Source organism: Hymenobacter sp. PAMC 26628, assembly GCF_001562275.1.
Classification (GTDB): Bacteria; Bacteroidota; Bacteroidia; order Cytophagales; family Hymenobacteraceae; genus Hymenobacter.
This window is the reverse complement of sequence record NZ_CP014304.1, coordinates 3,799,677-3,813,977: the sequence shown is the minus strand read 5'-3', so window position 1 is coordinate 3,813,977 and position 14,301 is coordinate 3,799,677. Positions and strand designations below refer to the sequence as shown.

Genomic DNA, 14,301 nt, shown 5'->3' with positions numbered 1-14,301 from the left:
GCCGTGGGCCCAGGGGGTGCCGCTGGCCCGCACCCATCCCTGCCTTTTCATAAGTAGCGCCGGGTTGCCCCCATTCGTATTGCTCCATCCGATTAGTGTTGTTGTGCCGCGCTGACGCGGTTCTTCGGCCGGCGGCTTATACGCCCCGTTGCCGCCCGTGCGCCTTTGGCGGCCCCGAGCCCGCCCACCGGTCCCTCCCCGATATTCCCTCCCTCTAATTTTTATATGCACACCCTCAACGAGTTGAAGGACCGTTTGCTGCCCGACCTCAAAGAACTTGCCGAGCAGCTCAACGTTGGCAATTTCAAGCGGCTCAGTAAGCAGGATTTGATTTACAAGATTCTGGACCAGCAGGCCGCCCAACCGGGCCCCGAAGCCGCCGCTGAGGCCGCCACGGCCGCTGCGCCCGCCGCCAAACCGGCCCGCGCTCCCCGCGCCGCTGCTGCCGCCACCGGGGCCCCTGCCGTGGCCCGCACCAGCCGCCGCGTCGCGCCCCTGGTGCCCGAGCAGCCCTTCTCCGACGTGGCCCCGCCCGCCGCGGAGGGCCCCTCCGCCGTGCAGATAGCTCCAATTCTGGTCGAAACGGTTGCTGTTGCCCCCGCAGCCGTGGCTGCCCAGGAGGAAGCACCGGCTGCTGAAGCTGCTCCTGTTTCAGCCCAGCCCACGGCTGAAACTCCTGCGGAAGGTGCCGAAGCTGCTCCGGCGGCTGATGGGGCCCCTGCCGAGCGCCACCGCCGCGAGCGGGTGGGCCGCAACGGCCGGCCCATCAGCGAGAACCGCGCCGCCGAGCAAGCCGCCCAAGCCGCCCGCGACGAGGCCCGCGCCGCCCGCGAAGCCGTGGAAAGCAGCGAGGGCAATGTGGCCCTGCCCGCGCCCAGCGCCGAGGCTTCGGCCACCGACGCCGCCGGCCGCCCCAACGGGTCCCCCCGCGACAATCCCCGGCGCGATTACGGCGCCGATGACTATGCCAACCGCCGCAACGACCGTGACCAGCCCCGCGCTTTCCGGCAAGACCAGCCCCGCAATGGCCAGGACCAGCAGCCCCGCGAGTACCGCAACGACCAGCCCCGCGAGTACCGCAACGGCAACGGCCAGGACCAACCCCGCCAGGATCAGCCGCGCAGCGACCAAGCGCGGCAAGACCAGCTCCGCAACGGCCAAGGCCAGGACCAGCCGCGCAACGGCCAGGACCAGCAGCCCCGCATGACCCGCGAGGAGCGCCAGGCCCAGCGCGACCAGCAACGCCAGCAGCGCCGCGACGAGCAGCGCGCCAACGGCCAAAACCCCGACCAGCCCCAGGGCCAGCCGAACCAAGGCCAGAACCCAAACCAAGGCCAGAACCCGAATCAAAACCAGGGCCAGGGCCAAAATCAGGGGCAAAACCAGAATCAAAACCAGCGCCCCGCCCGCCAGGAAATCGACTTGGTGGTGCCCGGCAACGGCACGTTTGAGCTGATGCCCGACGGCGGCTACGGCTTCCTGCGCTCGCCGTTTTACAACTACCTGACCTCGCCGGACGACATTTACGTGTCGCCGCAGCAGGTGAAGCAATTTGCCCTGAAGCCCGGCGATACGGTGGCGGGCACCATCCGGCCGCCGCGCGAAGGCGAGAAGTATTTTGCCCTGGTGGGCATCGACAGCATGAACGGGCGCACCGTGGAGGAAGTCCGCGACCGGGTGCCGTTCAGCCACTTAACGCCGCTGTTTGCCGACGAGCGGATGCAGCTCAGCACCAAGCCCAGCCAAATCAGCACCCGCGTGCTTGACATGTTTGCCCCGATTGGCAAGGGCCAGCGGGGCCTCATCGTGGCCCAGCCCAAAACCGGCAAAACGGTACTGCTCCAGGAAATTGCCAACGCCATTTCGGAAAACCACCCCGAGGTGTATTTGATGATTTTGCTCATCGACGAGCGGCCGGAGGAAGTGACCGACATGGCCCGCACTGTGAAGGCCGAAGTACTCAGCTCGACCTTCGACGAAACGGCCGACCGCCACGTGAAAATTGCCGAAATGGCCCTCGACAAGGCCCGGCGCCTCGTGGAGTGCGGCCACGACGTGGTGATTCTGCTCGACTCCATCACCCGCCTGGCGCGGGCCTACAACACGGTGCAGCCCAGCAGTTCGCGCATCCTCTCGGGCGGCATCGACGCCGGGGCCCTGCAAAAGCCCAAGCGCTTCTTCGGCGCGGCCCGCAACGTGGAGGGCGGCGGCTCGCTCACCATCATCGCCACGGCGCTGATTGAGACGGGCTCGAAAATGGACGAAGTAATCTTTGAAGAATTCAAGGGCACCGGCAACATGGAACTGCAACTGGACCGCAAGCTGGCCAACAAGCGCGTGTTCCCGGCCATCGACATCCCGGCTTCCGGTACCCGCCGCGAAGACCTGCTGATGACCAAGGAAGAGCTGGGCCGTGTGTGGGTGCTGCGCCGCTTCATGACCGACATGAGCGCCACCGAAGCCATGGAATTCCTGAAAGACCGCATCAAAGGCACCAAGGACAACCACGAGTTCCTGCTTTCGATGAACGGCTAACGCCGGTTGCAGAAGCCCGTTTGCCACCGAAAGCCACCGCCAAAAGCGGTGGCTTTTTGCGTTGGGGCCCCAAAAGAAACGGCGAGTGCTTACCGAAAAACCTGCTTTCTTTAGGCGTTAAATCTGCCACATGAAAACGCTCTGTCTCGCGCTGTTGCTGCTGTCTGGCTGGTCGGCTACGGCCCAAACGGCTCCTGCCTGCCCGGTATTTGCCACCGATTCCAGCGCGCAGGCGTGGGTGGCCAGCGTGCGCCAACTGCCACTAAAGCAGCAAGTAGCAGCTTTGCAGCAGCGCGTGGCCTGCGATGGCGGCGTGCGGGGCTGGGCCCCGGCGGTGTGCACCCTGCCGCTTTCGGCAGCGCAGCGGCAGGTCTACGAGGAAAATTGTCGGCGGGCGGAAGCGGCTGACCCGCGGCCACGGGCCGCCGTGCTGCTGTGCGTGGTAAATGGGCGGCTGGTGGCGCCTGGGGCCCCAGCGGAATTACAGCGGCTGCTGGCCAACAAAAAAATACGGCGGCTTGAGTTTCTGGAAGGGGCCCCGGCAGCGGCGCTCTACGGCAGCCGCGGGGCGGCGGGCGTGGCCCTCGTCACCGCTAAATAGCCTTAGCGCACGCGGATGGTCTGCTTTTTCAGGGGCGACCAGGCGAGGCGCTGGCGGTCTTCCTTGCCCTTTAGGTAGTCGAAGCCAATGGTGCCGGGGCGCCGCTTGAGGTCGGCCCAGGTGGTTTGGTCAAGGTTTTCGACATTACCGGGAAATGTGGCCTGGGGCCCTACGGCGGGCGTCTGGAACTGTGCAGGCTGGAAAAACTGGTCGATGCGGCGCAGTACGTACGCCTCGCGCTCGGCGGGCGTGGCGGTCGGGGTTTTCAGTTCGTACACCAGGGCCGCTTCGAGGTCGGGCTCGGTCAGCATCTCGCGGAAAATAACCTGGCCGCTGGGATCGGTAATCGTGAACTCGGCGGTGCCTTTTAGCACCGAGGGGCCCCGAAACACCAGCCGGAACGCATCGGCCGGGCCCTCGGACCGGCTGAAGTTGTGCCGTTGGCGCACTACGCGCAACGTATCGCCGAGGGCCGAAACGGCTTTGGCGCGGGCCGTGTCGGGCGGGGGCAGGGCCCCGGCGGCGGGCGCGGCGGGCTGGGCAGCGGGCGGTGCGGCGGCGGTTTCGGTAGTGGTTTCGGTGGTGGCCGTGGGGGCGGTGTTGCAGGCCGCCAGCAGTAGCAACAGCAGGAGCGGGAAGAGGCGCATGGAATTAAGAAAGGGATGACAGATAGTTACTTACTACGCAGCCGGGGCCCCTGCGCGCTGCGGCCGCCCGCGCTTGGCCGGGTTTCAGCGCCAGAGCAGTATGGCGATGAAAGCGGCGCTGAGGCAAAGCGACGATACTTGGTTCATGCGCATCGTCCAGGTGAAGTTGGCGTGGGCTGCGTCGTGCCATGACAGCCAGGCCCAGCGCCCAAACAGCGCCACCACGGGCCCCGTAGCCACCAGAAAAACGAGGATGTTGCGCGGTTCGCCCCGCAGCCAGTAGGTGAACGCCAGGGCCCCGGCGCCGGCCAGCAGCCCCACCGCCGCAAACACAAATGTGCCCCGGATGCCCAGCCGGAGGCTCAGGGTGCGGTCGCCGCGGCGGCCGTCTTCGGCGTGCTGGTACACTTGAGTGAGCGGGTAGGAGCCGCACAAAAACAGCGTGCTGACGACGGCCAGTAGCAGGTTGGTTTTCTCAAAAAGCTGCGCCGGTAGGGCCCCGGCGCCCACCTGCGTCATCAAAAACGTGAAGGCGCCCTGGAACACCACCACCACGGCCGTGCTCAGCAGCGGGTACTTTTTCAGGCGGATGCCGTCGTAGCTGTAGGCCTTGGAAACCAGCAGGTACACCACCACCAGGGCCGCAAAGGTGGCCGAAATCAGCGCCGCCCCTACCACCGCCAGCAGGTCGAACAGCCGCACCAGGTGCAGCAGCTCGGGCGTGACCTTGGGCGGCGTTTTCAGGCCGCCGATGCTGTCTTCATCTTTGTCGTAGTAGGAGTTATAGCCGTTCGACGCGGGGTAGGCCAGCAGGTGCAGCACCACGAACACACCTGCGGCCCGCACGCCGCTCCAGGGCCCCCGCAACGCGCTGAGCCCGAACCAGAACACCGGCATCAGGTACAATGAAAACGGGATGCGCAGCAGCGGCAGCGCCTTTCGGTAAGCAGTTAGCATTTAGCAGCGGGTATTTATCGGGCGCGGAGGGCGCAAAGGTGGCAAGAACAGCCCGCCCGCGCTGCCCGAAATGGCTCGCCCAGGGAATAGACAGTAGCCCGCAGCGGGGCAACGGTGGCTGCTACGCGGCAGCCGGCCAGCCCACCAGGTACGTGACCTGGGGGCCCCACCAATGGCTTTTTTTGCCGGCTTGCCAGTGGTAGCAGCCGGTAGGGTCGGCCAGGCTGGCCAGGGCCAGCAGCTCGTCCGGCGAGTACATGCGCAGCAGCGACACGGTCCCATCCCAGATGGTGCAGAGCGGAATAATGGGCACCAAGTACGTGAACACCAGGCGGCTGAACCGGAAGGGGCGGAAAAAGGGCGTCAGTAGCAGTTGGGCCACGGGCAGCGCGGTGCCGGCCAGCAGCAGCTCAGCCCAATGCTTGCCCGCGCCCTCGAACACGCCGATGCCGGTGCCGGCCTGTACGGCGTCGCGCAGCAGGGCCGTGGCCGCGGTGGGCGGGAAGTGGTGAAACGCCGAAAAAATGACCCGCAGCCCCGGCAGGTGCCCGGGCACGGCCAGCGCGTTCACGGGCGCGGGCTCGGCCGAAATGGCGCCGGCCGTGCGTCGGCTGATGTCGGCCCAAGCAGCGGGCTGGGGGTAGAGGTCCGTTAGGGTGATGGTAGCGGCGGGGCAACCCTGGGCGCGCAGGGCCGCCAGTACGGTTTCGGTGCCGCCGCCCGCGCCGGCGCCCAGCTCCAGCAGGCGGGTTTGGCCGGTGCGGCGCAGGGCCTCGGCCAGCAGCGGCACAATGGGCCGGTAAGTGCCCAAGGTGGTAATCATGAACCGCAAATAGTCCATCATCCCGGCCCGCACCACCGCCGGGAACCAGGACAAATCTTCAAATTCAAACAAGCGGAGCCGTAAGCGCATGCAAGTATAGTTGTCAGTTGTTTGTTGTCCGTTAGCAGGACGGCCTGGGGCCCTAAACCCTGCTAACGAACAACGGACAATAAACAACTAAAATCAGCCCACCAGCCGTTGCAGCCAGCGGCCGATGGGCGGCACCTGGGCCAGGCGCACCCCGGCGTTTACCAGCCACGGCTTGTTGCCCAAAAACCGCATGATGCGGTAGCTGCGCGCCAGCTGGGGCCCCAGGCGGGCCTGCACGGCGCGGGCGTACTGCTGAAGAAAGTCGGCGCTGAAATCCTGCGCCTCGAAGCAGGCCACGGCCTGGGCGGCGGCCAGAATGCCGCTGCGCACGGCCGTGTCGATGCCGTGGCCCTGCAACGGGTCGATAAGCGAGGCGGCGTCGCCGCACAGCAGCCAGCGCGGGCCGGCCAGGGCGTGGGCCGGCCGGCCGGTGCCCAGCGGCAGCCCGAAGCCCACGACGGGCCCCAGTAACCGGGCCCCGGCGAAGCGCGGGGCCAGCTGCGGGTGCGTGCCGAGCAGCTCCAGCAAGGTTTTCTTTAGATCAATATCTTGGGCAGTAATGTCTTTCGAGAGCATGCCGAAGCCCACGTTGTGCACGCCGCCGCCCACCGGAAATACCCACAGGTAGCCGGCGGGGTACTTTTTGAGGAAGAAAAACTCGGTGGTGCCGCCGTCGGCCCCGGCCACATCGGCGTAGTAGGCGCGCACGGCGGCGCAGTGGTGGGCCCGGTCAATTTGGCGGTGGGCGAGCTGGCGGGCGGCCACGGAGTTGGCCCCGTCGCAGGCAATGAGCAGCGCCGCCCGCAACTCCTGGCCGTTGGGGGCCGTCAGCGTCACCGCATCGAGGGCCCCGGCGATGGTTTTGACGGCGAAGTTTTCGAGGACGTCGGTGGCGGTGTGGCGGCGCACCAGGGCCAGCAGGGCGGCGTCGAAGTGCAGGCGCGGGCTGTTGAAGGTGGGCAGGTGCCAGCGCACGCCCAGGCCGCGGCCGTTGGGGGCCACCACGCGGCTGGTACGGGTTTCGGCCTTGGGGTGCAGGCCGGCCAGCAGCTCGGTGGCGTAGGCGGGGTCGAGCTGGCGCAGGGCCTTCAGGGCCGGGCCGGGGATGGCGTCGCCGCAAATTTTGTCGCGCGGAAACCGGGCTTTGTCCACCAGTGCCACCCGCAGGCCGGCCCCGCGCAGGGCCAGGGCGCAGGCCGTGCCCGCCGGGCCGGCGCCAAGAATGGCAACATCGTAGGATTCGGGCACGGCGCGATTAGAATAAATGCCTAAAAGTACCGTTTTCATGTCAACAGCCCGGGCCCCCGCTTACTTTTGGTCCCGATAAGTTTCTATTTGAACTCATGCGTTTATCAATTCTTTGGGCGTGCGTGCTGCTGGGCTTGGGGCTACCCCTGGCCGGCCCGGCCCGGGGCCAGGCCGCCGCGCCGGGGGCCCTGGTGCAGGGCGTCACCCTCACCCTCGACACCACCCGCTACGCCCTGCCGGCTCAGCAGTTGACCGTAGCCGGCGAACCGCGGCTGTATTTCTACTACCGCACCGACGACCAGGCCGCCGAGCTGCGCGCCACGCCCACGGGCCCCGTGAAAGGCCTGCGCCTGCTGCCCTCGGCCGATTTCAAGCTCCAAGACTCGCTGGTGCGCGCCGCCGATGGCAGCTACCGCGGCACCGTGCGCTTCCGCAACCTCACGGCCACGCCCTTTGTGCAGCTGGTGTTCGTGGCCACCGCCGACTCGGCGGGGCGGCCCGCGCGCCAGCAGCAAATCGTGAGCCTGCTGCCCCTCACCCGCAGCAGCCTCGACATGCGGGTGCCCAATCCCGAACTGTTCGTGGGCGAGGAGCGCGTCATCGACCTCAGCACCGACAACCCCGCCAACGTGCGGGTGACCAACACCTGGACGCGCGGCCAGGACATTGACTACAAAATTACCCGCGAGGGCGCTGGCCTGCGCCTGCACCTGCTGCCCAACGACCCGGGGCCCCACCCGCTGGTGCTGAACCTGCTGGCCGAGCGCCCACGCCTGGGCCCCGACGGCAAGCTCACGTACGCGTACCCGCCGCTGCGCCAGGATTTTGTGGTGAAAGCCAGCCGCTTGCGCTTCCTGAGCGTGGACCGCAAGGACATTGCCTTCGACGAGGCCGGGCGCTTGCAGGGCACGGAGCTGATCCTGGACGACGGCCAGTCGTTCGACCTGCACCGCACCTATCGGCTGGAGGCCCAGCAAGACCCCGGCGGGGCCCTGGTGGCCGAGCTTTATACCCGCAACTACCTCACCAACAACCGCGTGCTGTGCCAGCTGCGCGTCTTCAACCCCCACCGGCAAACGGCGGGCTACCTCTACATCAAGGACGGCGACGTGGCCCGCTACATCACCAACTTCGACATTGCGCCGCGGCCCCGCATCACGGCCGTGAGCGTGCTGCACCGCGGCGGCGACTGGACCCAGAACCTGGCCGTGGGCCCCGGCGAAATCGTGGACGTGCGCCTCGAAGGCGAGTCCTTGCTCAAGGGCCGCTTCCACGTCGAAGACCTGCTCTCGGTACCTTCCGACTCGTCGGTACGTTCGGATAACTCGTTGATTTACCGCATGCAGGTGCCCCTGAACGTGGTGCGCCGCCGCCTGGCCATCCTGGAAGGGGCCAACCCCACGGGCTTCGTGCTGACGGTGCGCGAGGCCCAGCGCCCGCACCCGCTCAACTTCGTGAGCGTGAGCTACGGCGAGGGCCCCGTGCCCGTTACCCGCCTCAGTGGGCCGGTGCTCTACCAGCACAGCATCCCCGACGTGGTGTTTTCCTTCAACAACGCCGCCATCGACGGGGCCACGGCGCTCTACGGCAAGCAGTACCTGACGCTGGACGTGCGCGTGGTGGACGCCAAAAACAACTTGCTCGACCAAAAAACCGTCGATAACCTGGTGATTTGCCCGTGCGAGCCGTCGCCGCGCGCCGCTTACTACCAGGACAAGCAGTGCCAGAGCGGGCCGTTTAGCCTGAACACGCTACTGGCCCGCAAAACCTACGACCTCGACGATTGGGCGCGCATTACCATTACCATCAGGCACAACGCCAGCCAGTACGGCGAGCCTGGCTACACCCAAGTGGTGGACCTGGTGCTGAGCCGCCGCGCCAGCTTCGACATTGACGTCAGCTTTCCCGCGGGCCTGCTTACCAAAAACCAGAACGGCGAGTACGGCAGCTTCAGCGGCATCAGCATTGCCACGCTGGCACAGCTTAGCTTCTATTCGCCTGGGCGCATTAACCATTTGCGGCCCTACAAGATAGGGGCAGGTTTCGTAGCCCTGAACGCCTTTAACCTGTCCCAAAATGCAACGGACCGCGACCTGGGCGTGGTGGTGCTGGGGTCGGTGACGCCGCTGCACACGGGGCGCCTCACGTTCCCGCTCTACCTGGGCGGGGGCTACAAGCTGTCGGCCGGCCAGTGGTTTTTCCTGCTGGGGCCCGGCATTGGGGTGAGCTTGTAACGGCGCGAGGCGAACAAAAAAGTGGTTCCGCGCGCTGCTTTGGCATGCGGAACCGCTTGATGGTAATACACTCGTTGGGTAGTAGCGGGGCCCTAACTCGCCTGTGGTGTCGAAGAGCAATCAGGCAATAGTGAATCTCGATTTTCCTCTTAACTTTGCATCACAAAGCACTTCGTGTATGCAGCTCGACCCCTTAGCCCAACTCACCGAAATCCGCGCCATTATGGAGCGCAGCTCGCGCTTTTTGTCGCTTTCCGGCCTGAGCGGGGTGGGGGCGGGCGTGGTGGCGCTGCTGGGCACGGCGGCCGGCCACTTCTACTTGCAGGGCCACTACCCCAGCGAATACGGCGCCAGCGGCTACCAGCACCTGCTGGCGAGCACCGCCGAAGAGCGGCAGGCGGCGCTGCCGTTTCTGCTGCTGCTGGCGGCTGCGATGGTAGCGGCGGCGCTGCTCGTGGCCTGGTTTTTCACGCGGCGCCGGCAGCAGCAGCAGGGCCCTGGCCAGCCGCTGTGGAACAGCCTGACGCGGCGGTTGCTGGTGGCCTTGGCGCTGCCGCTGGCAGCGGGCGGGCTGTTTTGCCTGCGCCTGTACCTGGGCGGCGACGCGGGCCTGGTGGTGCCCGGCCTGCTCGTGTTTTACGGCCTGGCGCTGCTGAACGCCAGCAAGTACACCTTCGACGAAATCCGTTGGCTGGGGCTCACGCAGCTCGGGCTGGGGCTGGTGGCGATGCTGCTGCCGGGCTGGGGCGTAGCGTTTTTTGCGCTGGGCTTTGGGCTGGGCCACATCGGCTACGGCCTGCGGATGTACCAGCGCTACGAGCGGCCCGGCCCGGCCGGGGCCCCCGCCGCATCCGTATTGGGCCGGTGAAGCACCTTATCCACACCCTCAACAAAGCATTTGACCACCGCGTGCGGCTGGGCGTCATGGCCGTGCTTTTGGCCACCGACGCCGTCAGCTTCAACGACTTAAAAGAAGTGCTCGACCTCACCGATGGCAACCTCGCCAGCCACGTGGCCGCCCTCGAAAAAGCCGGCTATGTGCTGGTCAGCAAGCAGTTCATCGGCAAAAAGCCCAACACCACTTACACCGCCACCGCCGAGGGCCGCGCCGCCTTCCAGCAGCATTTGGAAGCCCTGGAGAAGCTGCTGCGCCCCGGTTAGCGCATCACCGCCGGGGCCCCAGCTTGGGCCCGTAAACGAATTTTCCGGCCTGTCGGCCGTTGCCTCCGTGCCTGACCCGCACGTTTCTTTTTGTCCTTTTACTTTGAAATACAAAGTTCTTTATTAAAAAAACCCCTCTTATGGAATTGCCCCAAACATATGAAACCCTTTGGCGCGACGTCAGCCCCCGGCCGGCTGCGGTCCCGCTCTCCGCCGCCCAGAAGCTGCTGCTGCCGCTGGGCCTGCTGCTGTTCAACTGGCTGTTTTGGGCCGAGAAAACGGGCCTGAACGTGCTCGTTTACAGTCTATTTGTGGTGGGGGCCCAGGTGGGGCTGCGGCCGCGCCACGCACCGGCGCGGCGGGCGGGGCTGTTTTGGCTGGCGGCGGCGGGCAGCCTGTTTAGCGGGGTGATGGCGGCGGTGTACGGCTCGGGGGTGGCGGTGCTGGCCAGTGCGGCGTCGCTGCTGCTGCTGCTGGGCTACGCCAACCAGCCCCACCTGCGGCTGCTGGCCTACGCGCTGCTGACGGCTGCCGGCGGCACGCTGCGGGCGGCGCTGGCGGTGCCCCGCGCCTGGCAAGGGCGGCTGCTGAGCGGGGCGGGAGCACGCCGCAGTTGGTACTACGGACGGCTGCTGTTGGGGCCCCTGGCGGTGCTGGCGGTGTTCCACGGGCTGTTTGCGGTGGCCAACCCGCGCTACGCCGACCTAAGCGGGCGGGCGCTGGCGGCGGTGGGCGCGTGGCTGGCGCGCCTCTGGCCCGATTTGACGCTGGGCCACTTGCTGTTTCTGGGGCTGGGCTACGTGCTGACGGCGGGGGCCCTGGTGGCCGTGCCAGTGTACTACTTCGCCGACCACGAGTCGCGGCTGGGCGAGTTTGTGCGGCGGCAGCGCGACCGGGTGGCGTCGCTGGGCGTGCGGCGGCCCGATTTTCGGGCGCGCGCGTTTGGGGCCCTGGGCCTGCGCAAGGAGTGGCTGATGGCCGTGGCCGTGCTCGGGCTGGTGAACGCGCTGCTGCTGGCGGTGAATATTATCGACATCAACTGGCTGTGGTTTGGCTTCGTGCCCGCGCCGGGCTTCGACCTGGCGCAGTTCGTGCACGAGGGTACGTACGTGCTCATATTCAGTATTTTGCTGGCGATGGCGCTGGTGCTGTGGTTTTTCCGGCGCAACCTGAACTTCTACGGTCCTGGGCTGCCGTGGCTGCGCGCTGGGGCCACGGCTTGGGTGCTGCAAAATGCGGTGCTGGCCGTGTCGGTGGGCCTGCGCAACTACTACTACATCGAGCACCGGGGCTTGGCTTACAAGCGCCTGGGCGTATGCTTCTTCCTGGTGCTCACGCTGTTTGGGCTGGGCACCATGCTGCTCAAAATCTGGCAGCGCCGCTCCGTGTACTTCCTCGTGCGCCGCAACGCGCTGGCCGCCTACGCGGTGCTGCTGGTGCTGGCGGCCGGCAATTGGGAAGTGTGGATGGCCCGCTACAACCTCCAGCTGCGCTTCCAAACCGTCGATGTCGGCTTCCTGCTCGACCTGCCCGGCCGCGCCCTGCCCGAGCTGCTAGCCGACCGCGCCCGGCTGAATAGCATTCCGCAGCTCACCAGTGAGAGCTACAGCGGGGCCGTGGTCGTCAGCGCCGCCGATGCCCAGCGCCGCCTCGATGCCACGGTGGCCGCCTGGCGCCAGCGCCAACGCACCTACGCCGGCTGGCAGGGCTGGAACTACGCCGACTGGCAGGCCGCGCAAGCCCTGCGCTAAACGGCCCGGGGCCCCAATATGCACTTAAAAAGGCTGTCAATTAATCCATTAATATAATGACAATCAAACAATTTGCCTGTTTGGCGCTGTGCCTGGTGACTTGCTTCGGCGACCTGGCCACTTTCGGGTTTTTGCTTTCGTGGCGCGACCGGGCGGCTACGCCCGGCCTGCGGCGGGCGCGGCTGCTGCGCGGGGTGCTGCCGGGCGCGGTAGCGCTGGGGGCCCTGCTGCTCGCGGCCCTGGTGCGCACCATGCTGCTGTGGTCGGAGCAATAGGAAAACAGTTCGTTCAAAGCCTTTATAATCATGCCATTCGTTCGCGCAACCAAGCTGAATGCCTACCAGGTGCTGGCCCGCAAAATCATCGTGCACGCCCGGACGTCGTTCCTCATCCCCATTTTCCAGCGGCTGTACGGGCGCGAGCCGGCAGGCATCCGGCTAGCCGAATTGCAAAGCCTGCCGCCCGGTACCTTGGGCCGCGGCGTGGCCGACGTGCTGGCCCGCCACGGCCTGCAACTGATTCCGCACTACGAAGACCACGACCTGAAGCACGTGTTGCTGGGCTACGACATGACGCCCGAGGACGAGCTGAAGCTCAAGGCTTTCACGCTAGGCAACGGCGACTGGTTCGTCACCTGCGTGGGGTTTTTGCTCTTCGCCGTGCTCACGCCCGAGGGGTGGCCCGGGCTGCTGCGCCACTACCGCCGCGGCCGCCGGGTGCCGCCCGTGTTCCACTGGAAGCTGGCCGATTATGTAGCCCACGACCTTGCCTATCTGCGCCAATCTATCGGCCTGCGCGTGGGCGCTGCCAGAAGCTAGGTCGCCGTACAGAACCCAGCGCAACTCGTTCAGGGCCCCATGAAACCACTCGCTACTCCTCGCTCTGCGCACTGGCTGCCGCCGTGGCCGGTGGTGCCGCCGCGGCTGTGGGCCACGGCCGCCGTGGCGGCGCTGGCCGTGCTCAGCCTGGTTTTTGAGCGCGAGCTATGGACCCGCCCGGGCCCCGCCTGGCTCGTGAGCGCCGCAATGCTGCTGGGGGCCCTGGTAGCGGCCGGCCCGCAGATGGCGTGGGTGCTGTGGCGCTGGCCGGCGGCCTACGCGGGGCCCCGGTGGCTGGGCATATTGTTCGAAATAGGGGCCCGGGCGGTGGCCGTTGGGTTGCTCGTGCTGGAAGCGCTGTGCTGCCTGGGGCTGGCGTTGCTGCTGGCCGGCGGGTGAAGCGCCAGGGTGCGGGCGGCTAACGTGCAAGCCGGCTGATTTTTTGGCGCGATTTGGTTAGTTTCGCCGCGCCGGCCGATTCGGGCTCCGCCGCGGAGCAGGGGCCCCGGTCGCTCTTCCTTAACCATCTCCCACCCATGGCCCGCTTTTTCCTATTGCTGCTGCTGTTGGTGGCCATTGTGCTGGAGCTGGCGCTCACGGGCGGGGCCTTTTTTGCGCCGGCCTTCACGCTGGGCAAGTTTGGGGTAAAATACGGGCCCAATACGGCTTTTTTGGGCTACCTCACGGGTTGGTTTCTGCTGTTGGTGTCGGCGGTGGCGATACAGGCTTTTGCCTGGGTGTGGCAGCGGCGGCCGCATTTTGCGGCCCTGTGCTACCTGCTCGGGGCCTGGTGGATTGGCATTGGCGTGGGGATCTACGTCGTTTTCGGCAAGCCCGACAACCTAGTGCTCGACTCGCTCAAGGGGACCCTGCTGGTGTTGCTGGCCTGGCGTTGCCAGGGCGGCCGCATGCCGCTGCGGCGCTACTAAGCCGGCGGGGGCCCTATCTTGGGGCCGGGGCCGGTTGCGCCCCGCCGCTGCTTATGCTTCCTCCGCTTTCGCTGCCCACCCCGCCCAAACTCTCGCGCCTGGGCCGGGCGCTGGCCGCTGCCCAGGCCGCCAAAGAAACCCTGAGCTTCCTGCTGCTGGTGCTGCCGCTGGCCCTGGAGGCCCCGTTGGTGCTGGTATCGGCCCTGCCCGGGCTAGGGCTGTACCTGCTGCACCTGTACCTGGCCGGCGGGCGGGCCAGCCGGGTGCTGGCCGTGGCCGCCTGGGTGCTCACGCTGGCCGACGAGTTGTGGGCCGTGCTGCTGTACCACGACCTGGGGGCCCCGCTGCCGGCGCGGCGCCTGCACCTCAGCCACTGCCTGGGCATCGGCCTCAGCCTGCTGGCCCTGGCCGAGTTGGCGTGGCGCTGGCCGCGCCGCCGCCGGCCGGCGGCCCCCGCGGGCCCGGGCCCGCGCCTGGCGTAGGGGCCCCGCTGCCGGCCCGGCCAGC

The 14,301-nt window shown here is 67.0% G+C and carries 15 protein-coding genes; 11 read left to right on the top strand and 4 right to left on the bottom strand.

Features of this window, described 5'->3' with window-relative positions:
• The first annotated feature begins 225 nt into the window (after positions 1-225).
• Both rho and AXW84_RS16590 read left to right on the top strand, forming a co-directional pair.
• Positions 226-2,535 (top strand): transcription termination factor Rho, encoded by a 2,310-nt coding sequence (gene rho / locus AXW84_RS16595; RefSeq protein WP_068235697.1) that lies wholly within the window; start codon positions 226-228, stop codon positions 2,533-2,535.
• Between the two features lie 130 nt (positions 2,536-2,665).
• Positions 2,666-3,136 carry a hypothetical protein gene (locus tag AXW84_RS16590; protein WP_068235694.1) on the top strand — a complete coding sequence of 157 codons (471 nt, stop codon included), beginning with the start codon at positions 2,666-2,668 and terminating at the stop codon, positions 3,134-3,136.
• A 2-nt stretch (positions 3,137-3,138) separates the two neighbouring features.
• On the opposite strand, the gene AXW84_RS16585 is transcribed toward AXW84_RS16590, so the two are convergent.
• The 4 genes from AXW84_RS16585 to AXW84_RS16570 all read right to left on the bottom strand — a co-directional run bounded on the left by AXW84_RS16585 (position 3,139) and on the right by AXW84_RS16570 (position 6,901).
• Positions 3,139-3,783: a hypothetical protein gene (locus AXW84_RS16585; RefSeq protein ID WP_068235692.1), complete on the bottom strand. Its 645-nt coding sequence runs from the start codon at positions 3,781-3,783 to the stop codon at positions 3,139-3,141.
• Between the two features lie 84 nt (positions 3,784-3,867).
• Positions 3,868-4,740: a UbiA family prenyltransferase gene (locus tag AXW84_RS16580; protein WP_068235689.1), complete on the bottom strand. Its 873-nt coding sequence runs from the start codon at positions 4,738-4,740 to the stop codon at positions 3,868-3,870.
• Between the two features lie 121 nt (positions 4,741-4,861).
• Positions 4,862-5,653: a hypothetical protein gene (locus AXW84_RS16575; protein WP_071891450.1), complete on the bottom strand. Its 792-nt coding sequence runs from the start codon at positions 5,651-5,653 to the stop codon at positions 4,862-4,864.
• Between the two features lie 93 nt (positions 5,654-5,746).
• Entirely contained in the window at positions 5,747-6,901 is a 1,155-nt protein-coding gene (locus AXW84_RS16570) for an NAD(P)/FAD-dependent oxidoreductase (protein WP_068235683.1), read from the bottom strand.
• Positions 6,902-6,996: 95 nt separating this feature from the next.
• Here AXW84_RS16570 and AXW84_RS16565 point away from each other — a divergent pair, with 95 nt between their 5' ends.
• The 9 genes from AXW84_RS16565 to AXW84_RS16525 all read left to right on the top strand — a co-directional run bounded on the left by AXW84_RS16565 (position 6,997) and on the right by AXW84_RS16525 (position 14,276).
• Positions 6,997-9,135, top strand: coding sequence for a hypothetical protein (locus tag AXW84_RS16565; RefSeq protein ID WP_157887084.1), 2,139 nt, complete (start codon positions 6,997-6,999; stop codon positions 9,133-9,135).
• Positions 9,136-9,313: 178 nt separating this feature from the next.
• Positions 9,314-10,003, top strand: a complete 690-nt coding sequence (locus AXW84_RS16560; protein ID WP_068235675.1) for a hypothetical protein — start codon at positions 9,314-9,316, stop codon at positions 10,001-10,003.
• The gene (locus AXW84_RS16555) at positions 10,000-10,296 is read left to right on the top strand and encodes a winged helix-turn-helix domain-containing protein (protein ID WP_068235672.1); all 297 of its coding nucleotides are present in this window, start codon (positions 10,000-10,002) and stop codon (positions 10,294-10,296) included. Before AXW84_RS16560 ends, AXW84_RS16555 begins: the two co-directional genes overlap by 4 nt.
• 140 nt (positions 10,297-10,436) lie before the next feature.
• Entirely contained in the window at positions 10,437-12,047 is a 1,611-nt protein-coding gene (locus AXW84_RS16550) for a DUF4153 domain-containing protein (protein ID WP_068235669.1), read from the top strand.
• Between the two features lie 56 nt (positions 12,048-12,103).
• Positions 12,104-12,322: a hypothetical protein gene (locus AXW84_RS16545; RefSeq protein WP_157887083.1), complete on the top strand. Its 219-nt coding sequence runs from the start codon at positions 12,104-12,106 to the stop codon at positions 12,320-12,322.
• A 30-nt stretch (positions 12,323-12,352) separates the two neighbouring features.
• Complete coding sequence (locus tag AXW84_RS16540) at positions 12,353-12,865, top strand: hypothetical protein (RefSeq protein WP_068235663.1); 513 nt, start codon at positions 12,353-12,355, stop codon at positions 12,863-12,865.
• A 39-nt stretch (positions 12,866-12,904) separates the two neighbouring features.
• Positions 12,905-13,264, top strand: coding sequence for a hypothetical protein (locus AXW84_RS16535; protein WP_157887082.1), 360 nt, complete (start codon positions 12,905-12,907; stop codon positions 13,262-13,264).
• 137 nt (positions 13,265-13,401) lie between these two features.
• Complete coding sequence (locus AXW84_RS16530; RefSeq protein WP_068235656.1) at positions 13,402-13,794, top strand: hypothetical protein; 393 nt, start codon at positions 13,402-13,404, stop codon at positions 13,792-13,794.
• Between the two features lie 53 nt (positions 13,795-13,847).
• Positions 13,848-14,276, top strand: a complete 429-nt coding sequence (locus AXW84_RS16525; protein ID WP_068235653.1) for a hypothetical protein — start codon at positions 13,848-13,850, stop codon at positions 14,274-14,276.
• Positions 14,277-14,301 lie beyond the last annotated feature (25 nt).

Excerpts from the sequence above, each read along its gene's own strand:
- AXW84_RS16545 (WP_157887083.1), top strand. The coding sequence starts at position 12,104 with ATGACAATCAAACAATTTGCCTGTTTGGCGCTGTGCCTGGTGACTTGC.
- AXW84_RS16540 (WP_068235663.1), top strand. The coding sequence starts at position 12,353 with ATGCCATTCGTTCGCGCAACCAAGCTGAATGCCTACCAGGTGCTGGCC.
- AXW84_RS16530 (WP_068235656.1), top strand. The coding sequence starts at position 13,402 with ATGGCCCGCTTTTTCCTATTGCTGCTGCTGTTGGTGGCCATTGTGCTG.
- AXW84_RS16580 (WP_068235689.1), bottom strand. The coding sequence starts at position 4,740 with ATGCTAACTGCTTACCGAAAGGCGCTGCCGCTGCTGCGCATCCCGTTT.
- AXW84_RS16535 (WP_157887082.1), top strand. The coding sequence starts at position 12,905 with ATGAAACCACTCGCTACTCCTCGCTCTGCGCACTGGCTGCCGCCGTGG.
- AXW84_RS16575 (WP_071891450.1), bottom strand. The coding sequence starts at position 5,653 with ATGCGCTTACGGCTCCGCTTGTTTGAATTTGAAGATTTGTCCTGGTTC.
- AXW84_RS16525 (WP_068235653.1), top strand. The coding sequence starts at position 13,848 with ATGCTTCCTCCGCTTTCGCTGCCCACCCCGCCCAAACTCTCGCGCCTG.
- AXW84_RS16565 (WP_157887084.1), top strand. The coding sequence starts at position 6,997 with ATGCGTTTATCAATTCTTTGGGCGTGCGTGCTGCTGGGCTTGGGGCTA.
- AXW84_RS16585 (WP_068235692.1), bottom strand. The coding sequence starts at position 3,783 with ATGCGCCTCTTCCCGCTCCTGCTGTTGCTACTGCTGGCGGCCTGCAAC.
- AXW84_RS16550 (WP_068235669.1), top strand. The coding sequence starts at position 10,437 with ATGGAATTGCCCCAAACATATGAAACCCTTTGGCGCGACGTCAGCCCC.
- AXW84_RS16560 (WP_068235675.1), top strand. The coding sequence starts at position 9,314 with ATGCAGCTCGACCCCTTAGCCCAACTCACCGAAATCCGCGCCATTATG.
- AXW84_RS16590 (WP_068235694.1), top strand. The coding sequence starts at position 2,666 with ATGAAAACGCTCTGTCTCGCGCTGTTGCTGCTGTCTGGCTGGTCGGCT.
- rho (WP_068235697.1), top strand. The coding sequence starts at position 226 with ATGCACACCCTCAACGAGTTGAAGGACCGTTTGCTGCCCGACCTCAAA.